Source organism: Shewanella sp. SM74 (assembly GCF_025653725.1).
Taxonomy (GTDB): domain Bacteria; phylum Pseudomonadota; class Gammaproteobacteria; order Enterobacterales; family Shewanellaceae; genus Shewanella; species Shewanella oncorhynchi.
Window position 1 is genome coordinate 35,228 of sequence record NZ_JAKKRZ010000005.1, and the last position, 21,810, is coordinate 57,037.

The 21,810-nt window shown below is 47.0% G+C and carries 20 protein-coding genes; 14 read left to right on the forward strand and 6 right to left on the reverse strand.

Translation table 11 applies throughout. The annotated features are described in order from the left end of the window. Window positions 1-286: 286 nt before the first annotated feature. A complete protein-coding gene (locus tag L5M49_RS07025) occupies window positions 287-1,615 on the reverse strand; it encodes a DUF4785 domain-containing protein (protein WP_263265716.1) in 1,329 nt (442 codons plus the stop codon). A gap of 11 nt (window positions 1,616-1,626) precedes the next feature. Further along, on the reverse strand, window positions 1,627-2,484 hold the full coding sequence (locus L5M49_RS07030; RefSeq protein WP_028760548.1) for a hypothetical protein: 858 nt from the start codon (window positions 2,482-2,484) through the stop codon (window positions 1,627-1,629). Between L5M49_RS07030 and L5M49_RS07035 the strand changes: the two genes are divergently transcribed. The 10 genes from L5M49_RS07035 to L5M49_RS07080 all read left to right on the forward strand — a co-directional run bounded on the left by L5M49_RS07035 (window position 2,483) and on the right by L5M49_RS07080 (window position 12,595). Continuing rightward, window positions 2,483-2,683, forward strand: a complete 201-nt coding sequence (locus L5M49_RS07035; protein ID WP_168823115.1) for a hypothetical protein — start codon at window positions 2,483-2,485, stop codon at window positions 2,681-2,683. The two genes, L5M49_RS07030 and L5M49_RS07035, sit on opposite strands and share 2 nt — an antisense overlap. Before the next feature lie 594 nt (window positions 2,684-3,277). Further along, window positions 3,278-3,625: a hypothetical protein gene (locus L5M49_RS07040; RefSeq protein WP_113938914.1), complete on the forward strand. Its 348-nt coding sequence runs from the start codon at window positions 3,278-3,280 to the stop codon at window positions 3,623-3,625. A 185-nt stretch (window positions 3,626-3,810) separates the two neighbouring features. Next, window positions 3,811-4,512 carry a TetR/AcrR family transcriptional regulator gene (locus tag L5M49_RS07045; RefSeq protein ID WP_198573577.1) on the forward strand — a complete coding sequence of 234 codons (702 nt, stop codon included), beginning with the start codon at window positions 3,811-3,813 and terminating at the stop codon, window positions 4,510-4,512. Further along, window positions 4,512-5,522 carry an HlyD family secretion protein gene (locus tag L5M49_RS07050; protein ID WP_263265717.1) on the forward strand — a complete coding sequence of 337 codons (1,011 nt, stop codon included), beginning with the start codon at window positions 4,512-4,514 and terminating at the stop codon, window positions 5,520-5,522. Before L5M49_RS07045 ends, L5M49_RS07050 begins: the two co-directional genes overlap by 1 nt. Next, entirely contained in the window at window positions 5,519-6,475 is a 957-nt protein-coding gene (locus tag L5M49_RS07055) for an ATP-binding cassette domain-containing protein (protein WP_263265718.1), read from the forward strand. Before L5M49_RS07050 ends, L5M49_RS07055 begins: the two co-directional genes overlap by 4 nt. Next, window positions 6,465-7,601, forward strand: a complete 1,137-nt coding sequence (locus L5M49_RS07060) for an ABC transporter permease (protein ID WP_263265719.1) — start codon at window positions 6,465-6,467, stop codon at window positions 7,599-7,601. Before L5M49_RS07055 ends, L5M49_RS07060 begins: the two co-directional genes overlap by 11 nt. Before the next feature lie 169 nt (window positions 7,602-7,770). Continuing rightward, window positions 7,771-9,057 (forward strand): acetyl-CoA hydrolase/transferase family protein, encoded by a 1,287-nt coding sequence (locus L5M49_RS07065; RefSeq protein ID WP_131525689.1) that lies wholly within the window; start codon window positions 7,771-7,773, stop codon window positions 9,055-9,057. A gap of 184 nt (window positions 9,058-9,241) precedes the next feature. Continuing rightward, window positions 9,242-9,715: an NTF2 fold immunity protein gene (locus L5M49_RS07070; protein ID WP_168823102.1), complete on the forward strand. Its 474-nt coding sequence runs from the start codon at window positions 9,242-9,244 to the stop codon at window positions 9,713-9,715. 122 nt (window positions 9,716-9,837) lie between these two features. Further along, a complete protein-coding gene (locus tag L5M49_RS07075) occupies window positions 9,838-10,368 on the forward strand; it encodes a DUF4303 domain-containing protein (RefSeq protein WP_263265720.1) in 531 nt (176 codons plus the stop codon). Window positions 10,369-10,690: 322 nt separating this feature from the next. Then, on the forward strand, window positions 10,691-12,595 hold the full coding sequence (locus L5M49_RS07080; RefSeq protein WP_263265721.1) for a methyl-accepting chemotaxis protein: 1,905 nt from the start codon (window positions 10,691-10,693) through the stop codon (window positions 12,593-12,595). A gap of 307 nt (window positions 12,596-12,902) precedes the next feature. Here L5M49_RS07080 and L5M49_RS07085 read toward each other — a convergent pair whose 3' ends face one another. Both L5M49_RS07085 and L5M49_RS07090 read right to left on the reverse strand, forming a co-directional pair. Continuing rightward, window positions 12,903-13,457, reverse strand: a complete 555-nt coding sequence (locus L5M49_RS07085; protein WP_263184624.1) for a DUF1415 domain-containing protein — start codon at window positions 13,455-13,457, stop codon at window positions 12,903-12,905. A 26-nt stretch (window positions 13,458-13,483) separates the two neighbouring features. Continuing rightward, on the reverse strand, window positions 13,484-14,077 hold the full coding sequence (locus L5M49_RS07090; protein WP_113938904.1) for a LysE family translocator: 594 nt from the start codon (window positions 14,075-14,077) through the stop codon (window positions 13,484-13,486). Window positions 14,078-14,476: 399 nt separating this feature from the next. Between L5M49_RS07090 and L5M49_RS07095 the strand changes: the two genes are divergently transcribed. Continuing rightward, complete coding sequence (locus L5M49_RS07095) at window positions 14,477-15,160, forward strand: DUF4136 domain-containing protein (protein WP_317630114.1); 684 nt, start codon at window positions 14,477-14,479, stop codon at window positions 15,158-15,160. Between the two features lie 250 nt (window positions 15,161-15,410). Here the strand turns inward: L5M49_RS07095 and L5M49_RS07100 are convergent, their stop codons facing one another. Next, window positions 15,411-16,232, reverse strand: a complete 822-nt coding sequence (locus L5M49_RS07100; RefSeq protein WP_263265722.1) for a DUF2797 domain-containing protein — start codon at window positions 16,230-16,232, stop codon at window positions 15,411-15,413. Between the two features lie 321 nt (window positions 16,233-16,553). Between L5M49_RS07100 and L5M49_RS07105 the strand changes: the two genes are divergently transcribed. Further along, window positions 16,554-17,708, forward strand: a complete 1,155-nt coding sequence (locus L5M49_RS07105; RefSeq protein ID WP_263265723.1) for an alpha/beta hydrolase — start codon at window positions 16,554-16,556, stop codon at window positions 17,706-17,708. Window positions 17,709-17,808: 100 nt separating this feature from the next. After that, on the forward strand, window positions 17,809-18,696 hold the full coding sequence (locus tag L5M49_RS07110) for a DMT family transporter (protein ID WP_263265724.1): 888 nt from the start codon (window positions 17,809-17,811) through the stop codon (window positions 18,694-18,696). A 131-nt stretch (window positions 18,697-18,827) separates the two neighbouring features. Here L5M49_RS07110 and L5M49_RS07115 read toward each other — a convergent pair whose 3' ends face one another. Then, window positions 18,828-19,328 carry a glycine cleavage system protein R gene (locus L5M49_RS07115; protein ID WP_028760534.1) on the reverse strand — a complete coding sequence of 167 codons (501 nt, stop codon included), beginning with the start codon at window positions 19,326-19,328 and terminating at the stop codon, window positions 18,828-18,830. Window positions 19,329-19,528: 200 nt separating this feature from the next. Here L5M49_RS07115 and L5M49_RS07120 point away from each other — a divergent pair, with 200 nt between their 5' ends. Then, a complete protein-coding gene (locus L5M49_RS07120) occupies window positions 19,529-21,787 on the forward strand; it encodes an ABC transporter permease subunit (RefSeq protein WP_263265725.1) in 2,259 nt (752 codons plus the stop codon). Window positions 21,788-21,810 lie beyond the last annotated feature (23 nt).

Consider the following 21,810-nt stretch of genomic DNA (forward strand, 5'->3'; position numbering starts at 1 on the left):
GTTGATGATTGTTATTTAAAAGGAATAACCCTTGATAATCAATGTAAATTTTATCAGGGTGATGTGTGGTGAATAGTCTTTAGCTTGTCATTTTTCTGTCAACAGTTTGTGCTTTACGCTAGATGTTAAATAAGGTGATGGCTTTTAGGTGTAAATCACAACAATAAAAAAGTGCCCGTGATTGGGCACTTTGTATTAGAGAGGAACTTAAGGCTAACAAGCCTGACTTATCAGCACCTTAAGCTGAGTATCTTAACGTTAGCTTCTTAACATTCGTCCCTTTGGATTAGCGCGTTAAGGTTAGTGCCTTGGCTTGATAGCTTAATCTGGCCATTTGACCTTGATCTTGCAGTTCTAACTCATTGAGTTCGAAGGGCGGCTGTAAACCCGAGGCTTGGATAAGCTTAGGATCTAACATCAGCTTTAACTTCGGCGACTCTGGGGTCAGCCAATTGGCCGCTTGGGTGCGTAGAATCGCCACCTTTTGACCTTCGGCATTGGTGCCGGTTAACGTGCCACTTAAGCCAAAACGTCCCGCCTCGGCGACAGTTAACTCAAAGTTGATTTGGTTAGGCAGGCCTTTATCCCAAACCGTGAGCACTTCGGGCTTGATGCTCGCCGAATTGACATAGGACTTAAAGACAGATTTAACCGTGCGCTGCACAGGTCGGCCATCGACTTGGGTTTGCACTGTGATTTCAATTTCACTGAAACCTGCATTGCTGCTCGAAAGTGCGACGCCCGCGGGGATCACCGCTTGCCATGTCTCCCCTTGTTTTACCATCGTCAGCGGTTGCATATTGCCATCGGCTTGTTTGAGTTTTGCCTGTGGCACAAAGGTGTTATCACTTTGGCTGAGTGCGAGTTCAAGCCCAAGGGTTTGCGCATCCGCCGCGATGGCTATGGGGGCTTTGACGCTCAGTTGATAGGGCGAGCCTTTTTCCTTCACATTGACTAAGTAGCTGGCGCTCGGTGTTAACGGCTGGCTTACCTGCAGGCGATATTCGCCCGGTGTGGCCTTCGCCGACATTTGCAATGCACTGGAATCATCGGTTAACCCTGCGCTAGCCAAAGCATCGGCGTTGACCATTGATTTGACCAGTGACTCATTGGTGTTTATCCCACTGCTGTTGGCTGCTTTGCCTTGGGGTGACTGATTAGGGGTAACGCGCTGAATTTGTACGCGCTCAGGGGCAATGACCTCGGCGTGCATCAAGGCGCCAGAGCGGGTATCGCCCCGAGGTGCAATGCGCACTAAGCTAGACGCTTGGCTCATGGTGAGGCCCACGCCCGCATTAAGCTGTGCGCCTGTTACATTGACCCAATACTCGTCACTTTGGCTGGCTTGCTCCAGCTTAAGCATACTCGCTTGATACTCACCGTACAGCGGGGTGATAAAGCTAATGTAATCCGTACTGGTGTTGATGGGCGTGAGTGTTGGGCTGGCAATATTGCTATCGACGAGATCGGTATCGCTCGGCGCGGCTAAGGTTAACCCTTTGGCGTACATTGGGCTGGCATTGGTTTTGGGATCTATGGGTGTGGCTTCATCTTGGCAGGCTGCGAGCAGTCCGCTTAGCGCCAAGACACTGGCAAGTTTGCTGAGTGTGTGCATCTTAGTGCTCCTTAAATGTGGTTGCGGATCAGCGTGTCTAAGTTGAAACACGTACGACGGCTCTGCTGATGGCTTAAGGGCTCTTGGCCACGGGTCTTTTGTTTATCAGTAAACCAGACAGTGCCAGCCGCCTTTTGTGAGCTGCAATTTAAGAAGCCGTCGGAGCAGCTATCGAGCCAGTTTTGGGTGGTTTCGAGCGCGACTTGGTATTGATAACCCGCGCAGTAACTGTCGCTGTCCCAAATAGCGGAATCAACATCTGAGCCCACCACGACTTCGAAGGGTTTACCCAGCGATGGGCGACCCGCTGTGCCATTAAGCCAAGCGTTGTTGTAGTTTGCCATCCAACCGACTTGCTGTTGTTTCACCGCATTGCTGCCATAGCCTAAGAGCCAGCCTAAGCTGGTTTCGAACACATTACCTTGGTTCACCGCATCGGCCAGCGGCGTACCAGCACTGGAAGGTGCGATGGCGATAACCTTTGAGGTGGCGTTGATCACTGCAGGATAACGGCTGTCCCACGTTGGATTAGATAAAATCCACCGCACTACGTTGCCACCATTGGAGTGGGTCAGCAGAATTAAGTCGTCGATATTTTTGGCTTGGATAAAGCTATTGAGCTGCGTCGCCAGACAACCAGCGGCGCTTTCTTCCCACATATATTGGTCAAAGTCGCAGTTGATCACTGTGTAATTGTTTGGCACTGGGATGCCTTGGCGCACTGAGTTAACAAATTCGGGCGTCCAGTAATCGGCTAAGGCATTGGTCTGGTGACCCGTACCATGGATAAAGGCGACTCCGGTTGCGGCTAACGTGACTGGGCTGACAGCGAACAGACCCAAGAGCATGAGGGCTTTTTTGATCTTCATGGCTATATCTCGTGTTGTTGGTCTTGTTGATTGTGGCCGCCAGTCCGTTGCGACAGTTCAGGGCAAGTCAGTTAATGCAGGATTTGCCGTAAATAAGCTTGAAATCGGCTGGCATGGCTCGGTTTATAGGCGCTCAAGCGCGGGTTACTCATTTTGGGTAAAACATGACTTAAGGCCTGAATACGACGGGATAGCGTGAATGCGCTAGTTTAGGTTGGCATCAAATGTGATTGCCGTAACTTAGCTATTATCAACAGGACTTAACTCAAGCTTATTAACCTAGACGCAACATTTTAAGCTGGCAAGTAAAACAATCATTATAAAATGCAATCGCAGGGTCGCATTTTGAACGGTTCGTTTTAATGTCAAACTAAAGGCTGATAACCTGATGATAAGTAATGCCTAATAAACTAAGTTGTGTTTTATCGTGTTTGAAATAGCGATTTGCTTACACAAAAGAATTTTCTGTGACACCAGCTTAGCGTTTGAGTTAATAGGTTTATCGTTCTGTATATAAAGGTTTTTTGTGATAAATAATTCAAACTCGCCCATTTACTCTGGGATATGGGTATCACTTTAGTGCATTTAAAGACTAAACCGATTAGGCTGAGCTGAGGTAAAGTGGGATAAACGGGATAAGAACCAACATTGCCGAGATGATATTCTTCTTATCTTAATCAGTCATCTGAGTCATGGATTGACTGGGAGTAGAAAAAGTAGCGCGATATGGGCAGGTTTAATCTAAATAGACAACAAACACGGGAGAATAAGTTTGGCGATAGAACATAATAAGATGGTGAGTTGCTTAAGTGGACTGCAATGTCGCACTAACTTCACCATAAAAAACATTACAGAATACATGCTCCCAGAAACCAAAGAGGCTTTCTATTTACACCTCGACGGTAAATCACCAAACTTGATTATTCGCCCTGCATTCGAAGTCTTTTCCGGCGAACTTGCCACTATTGCAGGCGTGCATGCCAAATACGACTATTTCCACAATGCCGAGATGACACGTTTCCCCAAACGTTTACATAAGAGTTTGACCGAAACCCACTATGGCCTTGCCTTTAGTTTTGACACAGTTGAAGCCGTACAGCAATTCATTACCCGTTTGAGTGCGATAGTGAAAGGCGCATAAGCTTTGACTGTATAAATCTTTAATAGAAGGCCGCTTAATTTTTCGATTGAACGGTACTTAAATTTTAACCATGCAGTCCGTGGGTTAAATTCCTCAATATCAATGAAAATGAGGAATTTAACTGCTGCCTTTTTACGCGGCTTTTCAGTATATTCATCAATAGATGAATTTTGCTGGAGCTTGCCATGTCGCTTATTCCCGGTCGCCCAAAGGGGGTTGTGCCATTTACCGCCCAAACTGAATCACAGCCGCAGACTCCTGGTCGTCCGAAAGGGGATTCCGATGCCCGCCAACGCTTAATTATCGCAGCCCTAAATCTCTTCAGTCATCGCAGTTATCCCAGCGTTTCTACCCGTGAAATTGCCCGCGAAGCCGAGGTTGATGCCGCGCTTATTCGTTATTATTTTGGTTCAAAAGCGGGCCTGTTCGAACAAATGGTGCGGGAAACCCTTGAGCCCGTATTAGCGCGTTTTCGCGAAATATCCGCTGCGGATGCCCCTAATAACTTGGGTGAACTTATGCAGACATATTATCGTGTTATGGCACCTAACCTGGGATTGCCACGGTTGATTATACGGGTGTTACAGGAAGGCGATGGCTCAGAACCCTATCGCATTATGTTGTCTGTTTTTGAGCAAATTTTATCCCTCTCGCGGCAATGGCTCGAATCCACATTAGTCAATGCGGGGCTATTGAAGGAGGGATTAGATCCCGATTTAGTACGCCTCAGTTTCGTGAGTCTGATGGTTTTTCCGCTTATTGCGCCCCCGGTGTTAATGCGTCAGTTCGGCTTTTTTAGTGCCGATGCTGATGGTTTACAGCGTCTAGCGCTGCACAATATGCAGGTTTTTACCCAAGGTGTACTGCGTGAACCGAGGAAGTCGTAATGAGTGTGAATTTTAAAATTCTTACGCACGTGAGTGTGGGTTGTGTGATCTTGCTATTAGTCGGCTGCACCGAAGCGCCGCCCAGAGTGCTTGGCACTGTCGAGCGGGACAGGCTGACACTTACCGCGCCCGTAGGTGAGTTGATTACTCAAGTGAATGTGGTTGAAGGTCAACAGGTTAAGGCGGGTGAGGTGTTAATTCAGCTCGATACAACCTCAGCCAATGCGCGCCTTGCCCTGCGCCAAGCCGAGCTTGAACAGGCTAAAGCTAAACTTTCTGAGGCGGTCACAGGTGCGCGTTTAGAGGATATAGAACGCGCCAAGGCCGTGCTCGACGGGGCAAATGCCAGCGTGAAAGAGGCTCAGCGAGCCTTTGAACGAACAAACCGTTTATTTGCCACTAAAGTACTTAGCCAAGCGGATTTAGATACGGCCCGTGCGGCGCGGGATACCAGTTTCGCTAAGCAAGCTGAGGCGCAGCAAAGCCTGCGACTACTAGAAAATGGCACCCGTAGTGAGCAGCTAGAGCAGGCCAAAGCGGCGGTGGCTGCAGCTCGCGCCAGTGTAGCCATCGAACAAAAAGCCTTAGCAGACTTGAGCTTAGTAGCGGCGCGTGATGCCGTTGTCGATACGTTGCCTTGGCGAGTCGGCGATCGCATTGCCGCAGGCACTCAGTTGATTGGTTTACTGGCGAGCGAGGATCCCTATGTACGGGTTTACTTGCCCGCGACTTGGTTAGACAGAGTGAAGGCGGGCGATGGCGTCAATATTCTTGTGGATGGCCGCGAGATACCGATTGCTGGCACTGTGCGAAATATTCGCAGTCAACCTGCTTACACGCCATTTTATGCGCTAAATGAACGTGATCGAGCGCGGCTGATGTATTTGACCGATATTACTATCTCTGCCACAGATCAGGATCTACCTACCGGCATGGCATTAGAAGTTGAACTCGATGTGCTGCAACTCGATGTGCTGCAAGGAGTGCAGCAAAAAGTGGAGCAGCCATGAAAAGCGTTGATTTTGCTATCGAGACCCAAGGGATGACCCGCGCCTTTGGTGGTGTTAATGCGGTGGAAAACCTCGACCTCGCCATTCCCAAGGGAACCATTTATGGATTTCTCGGCCCCAATGGCTGCGGAAAATCGACTTCAATTCGTATGTTGACTGGGTTGCTGAGTCCCACATCGGGGAATATTCGTGTTTTGGGTGAAACCTTACCCGGCGCCGAGGAAAAACTGCGTCGCCGCATTGGCTATATGACGCAAAAATTCTCCCTGTACGACAATCTTTCGGTGCGGGAAAACTTAGAGTTTGTCGCGCAAATTTATGGGCTTAACCGCCGAGCATCAAAGCTGCGAATAGCCGAGTTAGTCACGCTATACGATTTAGTCGGCCGCGAGAAACAAATGGCGGGTTCCATGAGTGGCGGCCAGAAACAGCGTTTAGCCTTAGCGGCGGCGACCTTACATCACCCTGAATTGCTGTTTCTCGATGAGCCGACATCGGCGGTCGATCCTGAAAATCGACGCGAGTTTTGGGAGCGCTTATTCGATCTCTGTGCCCAAGGCACCACGATACTGGTCTCGACTCACTATATGGATGAGGCCGAGCGTTGCCATGGTCTGGCGATTTTAGAGCGGGGGATAAAACGCGCCGACGGTTCACCCCAGCAACTGATGGCGGCTATGGGGGCTCGGGTGGTTGAGATATCAGGGGACGACTTACGCACTTTAAAACAATCACTGATCAGCGAGTCTGCGGTATTGTCGGCGGCGCAAATCGGCAGTCGTTTGCGGGTGTTAGTGCGCAGCGATATTGAAAATCCGCTCGCTTGGCTTAAACCTAGGGTTGCCAGCCGGACGATGGAAGAAGTGCGCGCTAGCTTAGAAGATGTGTTTGTCACTTGTACTGGCGAGCGCTTGGCTGGGGTTTCCAAGGGAGAGACTGACCATGTGGCGTAGGATTTTTGCGATTGTGGTCAAAGAGCTGCGGCAGTTGTCGCGGGATCGCATGACCTTTGGCATGATAGTCATGATCCCGTTAGTGCAACTGATGTTGTTTGGTTATGCGATCAATACCGATGCTCGCCATCTGCCTGCTGGGTTAGTCAATTTGAGTGATTCTGCCTACAGTCGCGCACTGGTTAAGGCGGTGGAAGCAACGCAGGTCGTAGATTTTAAACAGCGTTATTTAAGTGCCGCCGAGGCTGAGGCGGCGATCACTCGCGGCGAAGTCAAAGCCGTGCTGTATTTGCCCGCCGATCTCGATGAGCGTTTAGTGCGTCACCCAAGCTTTGTGGGTCAGCAATATTTAACCCAGTCCTATATCGCACAACCCGCTGGCCAATGGCTGGTGGATGGTTCAGATACGGTTATCGCTTCAACTATTCGTAGCCTAAGGCAAATGCCACTGGATGAAGTCGCAGGAAGAGCACTAAAAACGGCGATGCCGAGTTTTGAAGTGGTGCAATATTTCAACCCAGAACAACGTTCTGTGGTCAACATAGTGCCCGGTCTGTTGGGCGTGATTTTGACTATGACCATGGTGATGTTTACTTCCGCCGCCATAGTGCGTGAGCGCGAGCAGGGCAATATGGAGTTTTTGATCACTACGCCAGTACGGCCGCTGGAATTGATGCTGGGTAAAATCGTGCCCTATGTGATGGTTGGCTTTGTGCAAGTGACCATTATCTTGAGCGCAGGGCATCTGTTGTTCGATGTGCCCATTCGCGGCGGGCTTGATTCTATCGCCCTTGCTGCTATGTTGTTCATTTGCGCCAGTTTAACCTTAGGATTAGTGATTTCGACCATAGCGAAAACCCAGTTGCAATCGATGCAGATGACGGTATTTATCCTCCTGCCATCGATTCTCTTGTCGGGATTTATGTTCCCCTACGAAGCCATGCCTATCGCGGCGCAATGGATTGCCGAAGCCTTACCCGCAACCCATTTTATGCGCATGTCACGGGCCATAGTGCTGCGCGATGCCCAAGTGATGGATCTGCAATTTGATGCCCTGTGGATGATAGGTTTTACTTGTATTGGGTTATTGATTGCCAGTATGAGATTTTCGAAGCGCTTGGATTAACCCTGTACTGAGTTTCATCATCAAGGGCAAAGTGCCGAGTTTTGATATAGCGCAAATTATCAGTAAACAGTCGCGCTAAGCCATTGAAATCGATGTTGCTTAATTAGGATATCCCTTACACTGCCGCTAGGGCGATTGCCGCCATCATGCTTAGCGAAGGGAATTCATTATGCCTCCAATCATTTGTCATAGCGCGCTCGATGCGGTTGCTTTAATTCAAAGCGGCGAGACGCTGTGGACTCATTCCATGGGCGCCACTCCGCGCATTTTATTAGATGCGTTGGCGCAGCATGCTCTCACCAAAGAAAATCTCACCCTGTTACAGTTACATACTGAAGGCGCCGAATCCTTAAGCCATCCCAGTTTACAGGGGCATTTACGCCATCGATGTTTTTTCGGTGGGCTGCCAACGCGGGCATTACTGCAAAGTGGTGACGCGGATTATGTGCCGATTTTCCTGTCTGAAGTGCCTAAGTTATTTCGTTCCGGCGAGCAAAAAATTGATACCGCAATTATCCAAGTGTCGCCACCCGATAAGCATGGCATGTGTTCCTTAGGCATTTCGGTTGAAGCAACGCTCGCAGCTTGCCAAGTCGCGGGTAAGATCATCGCTCATATTAATCCACAAATGCCGCGAACCCATGGCGACAGCTTTATCCATATCGACCGTTTTGCCGCTGTGTATGAGCAGAGCGCGGCGTTGCCCATTCATTCCTTCGCGACGGGGGATGCGGTGAGTTTGGCGATCGGTAAAAATGTTGCCCAATTGGTGCGTAATGGCGATTGTTTACAAATGGGTATAGGAGCGATCCCCGATGCCGTGCTGTCTTGTTTAACCGAACATAAAGACTTAGGCGTCCACACAGAGCTATTTTCTGACGGTATATTACAACTGGTTGAAAAGGGCGTGATTAACAACAGCAAGAAGCGTTTTTATCCGGGGAAACTCGTCACAGGATTTGCTTTGGGTAGCCAGAAATTATACGACTATGTTGATGATAATCCTGCGGTCATCTTTATGGACATAGAACAAGTTAACGACACGGCCATTATCCGTAAAAATCCCAATGTGATGGCGATTAACTCGGCGTTGCAGGTCGACCTTTCAGGCCAAGTGTGCGCCGATTCGATTGGCACTAAAATCTATTCAGGTGTTGGCGGCCAGATGGATTTCATCCGCGGAGCAGGGTTATCTGAAGGTGGTCGTTCTGTTATTGCGCTGCCCAGCACGGCTGCGGGCGGAACGCTTTCTCGCATTGCAAGCGTGTTATCACCTGGCGCAGGGGTTGTCACCACTCGGGCCCATGTGCATTACATTGTGACCGAATACGGCGCCGCCAATCTACGCGGCCGTTCACTGCGCGAACGGGCACAAGCGCTGATCGCCATCGCTCACCCAGATTTTAGGGAACAATTAAGTCGTGATGCCTTTGATGTGTGGGGATTAAATCTATAGCATTGTAAATCTTGGTGTTATGGCTTGCTGCCGAGTTTGCAGTGGTGCAAGCTCGTTGAGCGTAAAGGGTTGGTTTTAATACGTCATTTAATCGTGGTAAAGAGTCATTTGTCTGTCCCGATATGGTATAAACTCTTGGCGGGTTTGACCGACAGACTTATAAAGAAAGGAGTCAATGATTTAAATGGATGAGATTGAATTAAAAGCATATTTAACAGAGAGGGTGTTATCTTTTTGTACACGCTGGAACAGTATCGAAAATACCCTCTATACCGAAAGAACTGCCGAAGAAGATAAGCTACGGCAGGAATTGCCAGTGGCTGAATTCCATTATGCGAAGCAAACCGATTGGTTTGCTTTACTGAATGAGCAAATAGCGCCGTTATTTGACGATTTTTGCACCGATAAGCCCCGTGTTTACGGCGGAAAAGTGCGTAATTCCTTCGGGTTTCCTTCAAAATTTAATGGTTGCGATCATCCTCTTGAAGTGCAAATTACTTTAAAAAATAAAAGCAGAGCCGAAATCTATATTAAAACCAACACTAACTTCGAAGATGAGTATTTGTTTATTGCTCTTAAAAAAGCCGATGAATGGCGTATCGATAGCTATAAAAATCGTCGCTATGGCAATGAGAAATGGAGCGTACAAATCCTTTAATTCAGCTTAATCTCAATGCTTGACGTCAGTAAAAAATGACTAAAGCATTGAGTTTAGTAACGTCGGTTTAATTTAAGTGATGCACTGAGACACAAAAAATATTGTGTAAATGGAACATCTTTATGCCATTAGATAATGCTCTTATTGCTCGAATCAAAGCTGAGACATTGCGGTTTACAACGGTTGAGGTTGAGCAATTTTTATTAGCTCATCCTGATAAAACCTTTTATGCCTTTGCTTTTGACACCCATGCCGAATACGCAGAATTAAATCTTTGTTTTAATACAGAGGCAGATTTTCAGCAGCGATTGGCCTATTACCAGTCTGGGGAATGGGCTGAGTCATACCAAAGCCCTGAGGCCATCCAAGAACTTAAATTCAATACAGGTGACTGGGAGTATCAATGTTTTAGTACATGTTACCTGCTTTCAGAGGATGAGTTGCAGACGATTCAACAGAGCTTACCCGAGGATGACTTTAGTGAGTGGGAGGAGATAGTGCGGCAAATACGCGCAGTGTTTAACGAATGCCTAGTGCAGTTTACCCAAACTGAAGTCTATCAAGCGATTCCTAAAACCGATGGTTTTATGGCCTTTAGTATCGACCATGACGAAGATGTATCGGATATTGTGATGTCACCAGTCTTGTCGTAGTGCTCAACTTTATTGTTTTAATTTTGCTGTGTGTCTATTGTAAATCTAATGCAGTTACTCAAGTGACTGGCATCATCCCCTCCTTAATGACCGTCCATCCGTGGCGGTTCTACTATGACATGTCATCACCCTTTCATTTTTGCCGTCATTCCCGCAATGCTTTCTCTTGCTTCTGACTTCCACAATACATCCTTAATTTAAATGTTATACATATAATGTATTTTATAGATTAGTTAACTGGGTCAATAAACGGCCATGAAAAACTCATTACAATTGCATTGGATTTGTATATTCATTTTTAAATTTGATATGGGGTATTTAAATGGAAGGTTTGCGCCGCCTGCTAGGAAACATGACGGTAACCAATAAGTTAAGGCTTGGTTTTGGGATCTTGTTATTGCTGATATTTATTGTGGCAGCGGCTGGATACAGGGGACTTACCTCAATCGATATCAGCAGTAGTCGGTTGGAGTTTATTGCCAATGTCGATAAAACATTGCTTGCGGCCAAGGCCGCAAGATTAGAATTTATTACAAATGGCGATTTAACCAAATTGGATGAACTCCAGAGCTTAATTGAAAATACAAAAAGCGGTTTACAGCAACAATTGTCAGCGTCTAGCGATGCCCACGATCAGCAGTATCTTCAAGAATCGTTAGTTGCAATGGATCGGTATCATCAATCGATAAATCAGTTTAGTGATGTGTTTAAGCATAAACAGGAATTGAAAGTCACGGGTGCTCAAGTGGGGGCCAAGTTGGTTGCCACCTATGCGGAGCTGGTCGATAGAATGACCAACAGGGCGCAAGCAACGCAAAATACTGAATTATTAAAAGATGCCTTAAGTGTTAGCCAGCAAATGACCATGTTACGTTATCACATCCGAGGCTATGTCTATGATGCTAGTGATCTCAATTTAAAAACGGCAAAAGATGCCATTGCCAGATTGTCACAGACTATCGCCACTCTTAAGGGAGAGGATACCGCACAAGCCATCCAGATATTGGACCGTTACGACCATGATATTGATGCTATGGTCAATGTTAACCGTGATATGAATAACCTAGCGCAGTCAATGGGCGGCGCAGCACAAACATTGATGGTGAATATTCGTGAATTAGTTGACATCCAAAAGCATAAACGGGCTGACGCTGATGCCCAAGCAAAGGCTGTGGTACTTGGCACATTAATTGTCGCCTTGGTTGTCGGCCCCTTACTTGCGTGGTTAATCAGTGGACAAATTGTCGGGCCACTTAAACAAACCCTCCTTACAGCGAGAAAAATTGCCGCAGGTGATTTAAGCAGCACTATCCACTCAGAGCGTCAGGACGAGATGGGGGAATTATTGCGTGCCATGGGTGAAATGAATAGCACCCTTAAGCAAGTGTTGACACAAATAGGTGATAGCGTGGTGCAGTTGGCTTCATCGGCAGAAGTACTTTCTACGGTCACAGAACAAAATAGTGCGGGTATGCAAAATCAATGTAGTGAAACTGACCAAGTTGCCACCGCGATTAATGAAATGGCGGCGACAGTACAAGAGGTGTCTACCAGTGCTGAAAATGTCGCGCTAGCGGCTAAAGAGGCGGATCACACCACTGCGATAGGTAATAAAAAAGTTATTGAAGCGGTCAGTCAAATCGAACTTTTAGCCAAGGAAATAGCGACCACGGCACATGCGATGGAGCGCTTACAATCTGAGAGTGACAGTATCGGTTCCGTCCTTGATGTGATCAAATCGGTTGCACAACAGACCAATTTACTCGCGCTAAATGCGGCCATTGAAGCTGCAAGAGCAGGTGAGACGGGACGGGGATTTGCAGTGGTGGCCGATGAGGTGAGAAGCCTTGCGAGTCGAACACAATCCTCTACTGAAGAAATTGAAAATATGATTGTTAATTTGCAAAAGGGGACACTGGAGTCGGTACAAATGATGACCAAAAGCCGAACATTAAGTGATGGCGCAGTGTCATTATCCCGCGAAGCGGGTGAAATGTTAGTGGATATTGCCGATGCGGTTAGCCGTATCCAGGATATGACACACCAAATCGCCGCCGCCTCGGAAGAACAAAGCGCCGTGGCAGAAGATATTAATAAAAGTATTGTGAGAGTGAGGGATATTGCCGAACAAACCGCTGATGGCGCGGCAGAAACAGCGCGCTCCGCCGACGATCTTGCTAGCCTTGGTGTTACGTTAAAAGGATTACTAAGACGTTTTCAGTTATAGGTTTGACAGATCTTATTCGCGAGCATTATCGACCATGATAAAGATATCGTCGGAATGCTTTCGGGTATATTACATTTAATTTGTTGATTTGTAATGTTTTATTTGTTGTGGTCTACTTGTGTTAGTAGGCCCTGATTTCCAATTGCTCGATTATCTGGTTGCCTTGTTCAAGCCCTAGATGGTTAACAATCATCGTTTTAATCAGCTCAACATAGGTTGGCTGGATATTGACGTTATTATCGAAAAGGGCTTCATCCGCTTCAGTGATAAGGGCCGCAATTTCATTAAAGCTGCCGTATTTGGGCTGTTATGAGGATTTCCCCATGCATTCTGCTAACAGTTTGACGAAAAAGTCGCTGCCTTTACGTTCGCAAAAGGCGATGTTACGTTCTGGGATGGTTTCGGGATCGTTGTAGTTAGCAAGGGCTAACTCCATGCTGGCTTCGCGGATGATGTGCAGGGTTGGGTAGGGCGCGCGGTTGGTGAAGTTGGCTGCCCCGTCCTGTGGTTCGCCATCGAAACAATAGTCTGGGTGAAAGGTGGCGAGTTGGTAAGTGCCTTCGTACTCGTGTTCGATAAGTGTATCTGTTGCCATGTCGATGAGGTCGAGATAAGCATAAAACCCCTCAAAACCACGGGGTAGAATAAACAGTGTGGTTTCGGCTTCGGGGTGGGCGTCGAGGTATTGGCATTCTTCGATCAATGCCTTAAGCACTTGTTTGACTTTAGTTTGTTCCACCACCAGATACCGAATACTACCGCGTTCGACTTCTTGTCTGGCGAAGGGGCAAATATTGTATTTCATGATCACTTTTTTCACCCAGTCGTCGGTTTGTTGAGTGATCATGTCAATTTCGTTCATGGCGGTCGTTTGCTCGTGCTTAAAAATTAGGGGGCGATCATAGGGATGATAGACGCCACAAGCAAGAGCGCCATGCTGATATTAAAAATCTTCTGTTGGCGCTCATTTTTCAAAATGCGTTTAAGGGCTACGCCAAAGCCGAGCCAGACGATAGCGCAGGGAAAGGCGACGCACAAAAATACCGTTGCGATAGTGATAACCTGCGGGGTCAAATCCTGCTGTACTGACGTGAACGTCGCAATCGCGCCCACGGCCATGATCCAGCCCTTAGGGTTGACCCATTGAAAGGCCGCGGCTTGGATAAAACTAAAGGGTTTAGCAATGGCTTTGCCTTCCATCTTGCTACTGCTGTTGGCAATCAACCAAGACAGATACAAAAGGTAACCTATGCCGACGACTTTAATCACTTGATGGATGATAGGATAGCTTTGGAATAGGGCGCTCAAGCCCAAACCTATCGCGAGGATCATAGTCGGGAAGCCAAGGCTTATTCCCATAAGATGCGGAATACTGCGTTTTACGCCAAAGTTTACCCCTGAGGTCATCAGCATAATATTGTTAGGCCCTGGGGTGATCCCCGATGAAAAGGCAAACAACGCGATAGCGAGTATTAACTCCATAGATAGATCCACACCTTTTATTTTAGTTTTATGGCATTGTGATTATTTGCCGCATTGAGCCTGCGATTTACTCATCGGACGGTACGCAATACTGTGTTGCTATTACTTATAATTGCGACATTTGATTGCAACGCAGGCGAGGCATTCTAGCGATTAAATGTTGCCGCGCCTATACGAAATAGCGAGTTTATAAACTAAAAAGAATAACAAAATATGTACATGCCTCGATGGGATTAATGGTGTGAGAATAAGGCTAGCGAGTTTGATGGTTCTCTGTGTTAGCACGAATATCAAGATATATTGGAATATGCTGATTTAACACTATGATGGATATCAGCTTTCAGTTTTAGTAATAGCAACTATCCTTAGACAGCATTTTATAGATTGAGGTAACAGGGCATGATGAATCCATCATTACATAGTGAGCTAAGTGGAGTGCTAAATCGACAGCTCAGTCGAGTTCCTTGCTGGGTTCCCGACCGAGTGTTAAGTCGGTATTTGAGAGTGTTAATACTGCTTTTTAGCAGCGTTTTAGGTCTTACTGGGTGCGTAACTGTGACGGATAACGCGGCGCAGCCTTTGCGAACCACAATCGTAATGTCTGGCGATCTCAGTGAATTACCGTCAACGGCAATGACATTCACTTGGCATCCTAAATTTCAAAAAATCATCACAGATAAACGCTTAGATCCGCAGCCAGTGTTGCAACACATGCAAGCCGTATTAAAGCAAACTTTGCAGAGTAAGGGATATCGCTGGGTTGAAGATCCACTACTGGCGGATTTTCAGGTTGGCTTTGGCGTCGCTATGGGAACTGAAATGAGTGATGAACAAATTTTGGCAGTGACAGGGTTAGTCGCTGGGCTGTCAACCGACGGTGTGAATACCCAAAAGTATGACAAAGGTACCGTGGTGATAGCGCTCTTTAAACCCACTAAAATACAGGGCGTTGATGAGCCAATTTGGCGAGTGCTTGCCCAAGGTTTTGGCAACATTAAAAAGATGGATGAGCTAACCGAAAATTTCGACAGTCTCATTGCCAGTATGTTGGCCAATATGCCGTCGGTTAATGTGGCTCTTTAGTCAGCGTTTGAGCTTTAGTTCAGTTCTAAGTCTGAATTGAGTCAGCATTTGGGTTGGAGCATTCGCCAGATAAACGGGATTAGTGCTTAATTGAGGTGTCTTGGTCCCATGTTTGTGGTGCTAGCTCCCATTTTTGAACTGTGGGACATGGTACTTTAGTGACAGCCATCTCAATAAAGGGCGCGACAGTGAAAACTGCCGCGCTTTTTCATTTTAATGGAGGGAAGTTCCATTTTGATTTCAGACTGTTTCAGTCGTGCTCGACTGTGATCTCGTAGGATGAAAACTTACGAATGTTAATCACGCCCGTATCAAACATTAAATACTGCCCCTTGATCCCCTGCAAAATTCCGCTGACGACCACATCTTTATCGAAATTGTGCGAAGTGATCTTCTTCGGAAAGGTGTCAATTGGATAATGAATTGGCTGAATCGTTTCGTGCAAACGCTCGATACTGTAATCGCCTTTTTGCATGCCGATTTCGTGCAACTTAGCCTCAATTTGCGGGATCAGTTCCGCAGCCTTAGCATTTAAATCAATATCGTCGGCATGGCCTTTTAACATGGCTTGCCAATGGGTTTTATCATTAACCAGTTTTGCCAATTCTACTTCGACTAAGCCTGAGAGCTGTCTTGTTGAGACTTTAAAAATCGGTAAACCTTGGGTAGCACCTTGGTCAATCCAACGGGTGGGCAGTTGAGTGTGGCGGGTAATGCCGACTTTAACGCCCGAAGTATTCGACAGATATACATAATGCGGCACAAAACAGTGGCTCTGGGCCCACTCTGGTTCGCGGCAAGTGCCTTGGTCGTAATGACAAGTTTCCGGCTTCATGATGCACATATCGCAACTCGCCAGCTTTTGCATACAGACAAAACAATGGCCCTGCGAGTAACTCTTCTTGCTCTTTTTACCGCAGTTGCAGCAGAAGATATTACCCGTATGGGTCAAGGTTAATTGCTTGCCTATCAATGGATTGAGCGGGAGTAACTCATTACCAACAACGAGTTGATATTGCACTTGTTGCGCGTCATCTAACTGCACGCGCATCTTTTTTAGCGTTCCTAACATGGTCATCCTAATGTGTTGCGTTCTGGTGCAGCTTAGTCGCTCATCATGCGGTCTAGTGCACGCTTTCGTTATATCGTCATTGCGTGGCCGCCAGTATACAAGATTATCCAAGTCAGTTTAGATAGGATTTTTCGATAAGTAAGTCGATAAGTGAGTCGATTGATGGCGTTAATGACCTGAGTCGATTGAATGAGCTGATTAAGTGCGTCTTTGTAAACTGTACTCAACTCCATCGTCTTAATTAGACTTTTTGAGGGTAATGATTTGAGTCTTATGATAAAAACCAGTAAGTTACCCAGCATTACAAATGGAGGTGTACTTATGCGGTTGGTTTTAGTGCTGATGTTTTTCTTTTCGACGGGTGTCTTCGCACAGATGGATAAGACGGTAATTCATTCAGAAATCTTGAATGATGACATCAACTTACAAATCCATTTGCCAGATACCTATGCACATTCCAACAATTTTAACTATCCGGTATTAATCGTACTAGATGGCTCTAGCCAATTTGAGCATGTGGCTGCGAATGTCGGTTTTTTGAGCACTTATGCCATTATTCCGGAAATGATCACCGTTGGCGTGAGTTCGGATCAACGGATGAAGTATTTCACACCGACTCAAATCGATAAATTTAAAGACAGCTCCGGTGGTGCTGAAAGGTTCAGGCAGTTTTTAGAGCAAGAGCTGTTCAGTACATTAGGCAAAAAATACCGCACCTCAGATTATCAAATACTCACGGGTCACTCCTTCGCGGGGCTGTTTAGCAGTTATGTCGCCTTGACGCCAAATAGCCAATTTGATGCGGTGATTTCAATCAGTCCCAGTTTATGGTGGGACAGTGATTGGCTAGTGCTTAAGTCGGCCGAGTTATTAAAAGCTAAGCGTGCGAAACCACTGCGCTGGTTTTTGAGTATGGCAAGTGAACCCAATGAAATGGCGAGCGCGTTTGCGGCGCAAATTAAGCAGTTGCAAGACGGCTTAGGCACAAACCCCACGGGGAACGCATCAAAGCAACTGCATTGGTTTTACAAACACTTCCCCGATGAAACCCACGACAGTACGCCGCTGGTTGGCAATATTGAGGCGTTAAAGACCCTTTTTGCCGGTTGGAATGCTGTGCCTGAAATTGCCGTTATGCCACTCAAGGACATAAAACACTTCTATCGACAAAAGAGCGCTGAGTTTGGCTATGACTTTCCACTCTTTGCTCAGCAATATAATGTTTATGGACTCAAGGCCACTTATGAACAAAAAACAGCTTGGGGCGTTGAAATTCTCGCAGAGGGGACGCGGGTGTTCCCCAATTCAGAGGTGTTATGGGACAGTTTAGCGACCGCCTATGATCTGGATGGACAGCTTGAGCAGGCGATAAAAGCCTCCGATAAAGCCGTGCTACTGGCAAAAGAAACGGATTCCGTGTTTTTAAATGAGATCCTCAGTCAAGCTAAGCGCTTGCAGTTGCGAGCGAAAAAGTAACCGATCCCAGAGAGGGCTTAACTACAAAGTTGCAACATGTTTGGACAAGTCTCACGCGGCTAGGTAATCTTGTGATCTTTTTGTTCGCTGAGAATTTATCTTGCCTGCCAATCTGTTATTACTGCTTGCCGCCGCGATTTGGGGCTTTGGATTTGTCGCCCAAACCTTAGGTATGGAACATCTTTCCCCCTTTGCGTTTAATGGTATTCGCTTTTTAATGGGGACGTTTAGCTTAGTGCCTTTGGTGTGGTACTTGCGTCGGCAAAATAAGCTGCATGTGAGTGCGCCAAAGGATTTAGTGCGCGGCAGTTTGCTGGTCGGGGTTTTACTGTTTGCGGGCGCGTCATTTCAACAGGTCGGTTTGCAATACACCACAGCAGCGAACGCGGGTTTTATCACTGGCCTATATATAGTGTTAGTGCCTGTGCTTGGGTTAGCGCTAAAACATACGACAGGCTTGAATACTTGGCTTGGCTGCGCGATTGCCGCGGTCGGTTTGTATTTTTTAAGCGTTAAAGATGGCATGAGCATAGGTTATGGCGATGCCTTGCAGTTGGTGGGCGCCTTGTTTTGGGCATTGCACATTTTGGCAGTCGATCATTTTGCCAAGCGGATCTCGCCCGTGGTGTTAGCCATGATGCAGTTTTTTGTCTGCGGCGTGCTGAGTTTGATGGTGTCGGCGGTGATTGAAGTCACCACGTTCGATGGCGTGTTGGCGGCTTGGGGTTCACTCTTCTATGCAGGGCTGATTTCGGTGGGGATTGCTTATACCTTGCAAGTGTTGGCGCAGAAAAATGCGCATCCTGCCCATGCGGCGATTATCCTCAGTTTAGAAACGGTATTTGCGGCCATTGGCGGCATTATCTTCCTCGATGAGAGTTTGAGTGTGCGGGCATTATTCGGCTGTGGCTTGATGTTATTGGGGATGTTGATCTCCCAAGTTCCGCTGCGTTACTTAGTCAAATCTCGGCATCAAAAAGTGACTTAAACAAAAAACGCCGCTGGCATCTGCTTAGCGGCGTTTCTATTTTATGCACTTTTTAAAAAGCGCTTTAAGTGCTGCCTGTAAATGCAAGCTCTAAATGTGTGGGCGTGCAAAGCGTTCGCTCGTCGTAAAGATTAACGGCTTAATCTATCGAGCACGAGATCATCCCCAAGAGCATAGAGGGATTCAACTAATTGATCTTCTTGTGCGAGATCTGTGAGTCCAAGGCCAATGGTCGCCCGAAACAAAGCTATGCCTGTGTGGCCTGCGGTTTCATATTGACTACTAAACTGCTCGATATTGATGCCAATTGCATTGATTTTGTTAGATATATCGAGCACAAGTCCGGGTCTGTCATAGGCCACTAGGTTGTAACTTAAGCGTTTGATGGGCTTAAGGGCGACCGAGGTTTTGGAGTAAGTGAGGGACAGGCTATCGATGCATTCTAGGGCCTCAATAAGCTCATCCATGCGCAGTGACGGCACTTCGAGTAACAATATCGCGGCAAAGACACCGTCAATATGGCGTAATTCTGAGTCGAGCCAGTTGCCGCCATGACGACTCACAGCATGGGCGATTTGTTCTACTAATCCTTTTCTATCAGGTGCTTGTAGTGTGATTAAGTATCGTAGCATAGTGACTGACTCCTATTTTTTGTAAAAGGCACCTGTTTTAAAACGGGGTGTAACACAACTGTCATCTTTGCGTCATATAATCCAACGCACTTAGAATAAAGGATGTTGTTATTGCTCAGTTTACGTTCAAACAGTGTAAGCATAGCACTCGGCAAATCCTAGCGAAAAAACTCGCTAGCTATTAATAATAGAGGTTCTTAATGGAAAGTCAGGTCACTCAACCTGGTTCTGCATCGCACAGTATGCTTAAAGGCGGACGCTCGAATCGCAGGGCATTTAAGGATAAAGCGGCGCAAATCAGCGTCACTATCGGCGGCACTATGGTATTTGTCGCCTTATTGTTGATCTTCTTTTATCTGTTGTATGTGATTAAACCCATTTTCGACAGTGCTGATGTCACACCTGTTAAGAGTGTGAGTTATCAACACGCGGATGTGCCGACCTTAATGGTGGGTGCTGAAGAGCAAAATGAGGTGATGTACCGTGTGAGCATTCATGGTCAAGTGGACTTCTATACTGTTGCCGACGGTAGCTTACTTTCTAGCTTTACCCCGACGTTACCAGCGGGTGTTACCGTCACCAGCGCCGCCGTTGCTGTACCGAGCGAACAACGTTTTGCGCTAGGATTAAGTAATGGTCAGGTCATAGTGGCGGGCCTAGAGTTTGGTTTAACGTACCCCAATAACAAACGTTTAATCACACCTAAACTGCGTTATCCCGCAGGTGAACCCCCCATAACAGTCGATGAGACAGGCAGCGCGATTCATAAGCTGACCTTCACTTATAGCTCAGATAAAATGAGTTTTGCTTATCAAGATGAAAGTGGTGTTTGGCGCCTCACTCGTCTCGAAGGGCAAGAGAACATGATGACTGAAGAAGTGGAGTGGGTTTCTACGACGTCACAAATTCAAGATGCGCCGAAGAAAGTCTCCCACGAGCTGATGACGCCCGATCAACGTCAATTGATGTTGCAAACTGGCAATAAAATTTTCGTGTACGACATCCGTGATACTGACAGCTTAGATCTGCTGCAGGTGATTGATGTTGAACGTGCTAAGGCACAAGTCAATAACGTGGCTTTGCTGGCGGGGGCGAGTTCATTACTGGTCAGTTATGACACAGGTATTGTGGCGCAGTACTTCCAAGTTAATGGTGAAAAAGGGCGTTTATATCAAGAGATTCGTCAGTTTGATGACTTACCGCCCATTAGTTCGATCGCCTCTGAGTTTTATCGTAAGAGTTTTGCGACAGTGAGCCCTGAGGGCGAGCTAACACTACTCTATACCACGAGTCATCGTGAACTGTTTGATGCAAAGTTTGACCTTAAAAACCCCGGTAAAATGGGCTTTACCCCACGTTCAAACGGCATAGTCGTTGAGGCGGACAAAAAGCTGCATATCTTCAGTGTGGAAAACTCCCACCCAGAAGTGTCATGGAGCGCCATGTGGGACAAGGTGTGGTATGAAGGTTATCCAGAGCCACAATATGTATGGCAATCGACCTCAGGCTCTGACGATTTCGAAGCTAAGTTGAGCTTAATGCCATTGGCCTATGGCACAATGAAAGCGGCATTTTATGCCATGTTATTTGCTGTGCCTTTATCCGTTGCTGGTGCGATTTACACGGCTTACTTTATGTCGCCTAAAGTGCGCGGTTTCGTGAAACCGACCATTGAAATCATGGAAGCTTTACCAACGGTGATTTTAGGCTTCTTGGCGGGTCTGTGGTTAGCGCCACTGATTGAAGAGCATCTCCCCGGCATTTTAATTCTACTGATCTTATTGCCGACCTCGATACTCACGTCTGCCTATGGCTGGAGCAGGTTGCCGGGTAAGTGGAAACAACGTTTACCCGAAGTGTACCAAGAGCTGATGTTGATCCCTGTGGTCTGTTTCGTGGGTTGGTTCTCTTTTGCGGTCAGCCCAATCATCGAAGTGGCGCTGTTTGATGGTAATACCCGTCAATTCATCACTAACGAACTGGGGATCACCTTCGACCAACGTAACGCGCTGGTGGTCGGTATTGCCATGGGCTTTGCGGTGATCCCAACGATTTTCTCCATCGCTGAAGATGCCATTTTCTCTGTACCACGTCATTTATCTAACGGCAGCTTAGCCTTAGGTGCGACGCCTTGGCAGACATTGACACGCGTGGTGTTGTTAACCGCCAGTCCGGGAATTTTCTCGGCCATTATGATGGGCCTTGGCCGTGCCGTTGGCGAGACCATGATCGTACTGATGGCCACAGGTAACACCGCCATCATGGAATGGAGCGTGTTCGAAGGGATGCGAACCTTGGCGGCAAACATTGCGGTTGAAATGCCTGAATCGGCTATCGGTAGCTCGCATTATCGTGTGCTCTTCCTTGCTGCGTTCGTACTATTCATCTTTACATTCTTCTTTAACACCATTGCAGAAGTGGTGAGACAGCGTCTACGTGAACGCTATAGCTCGCTGTAACGGGGATAAGACAATGACATTAA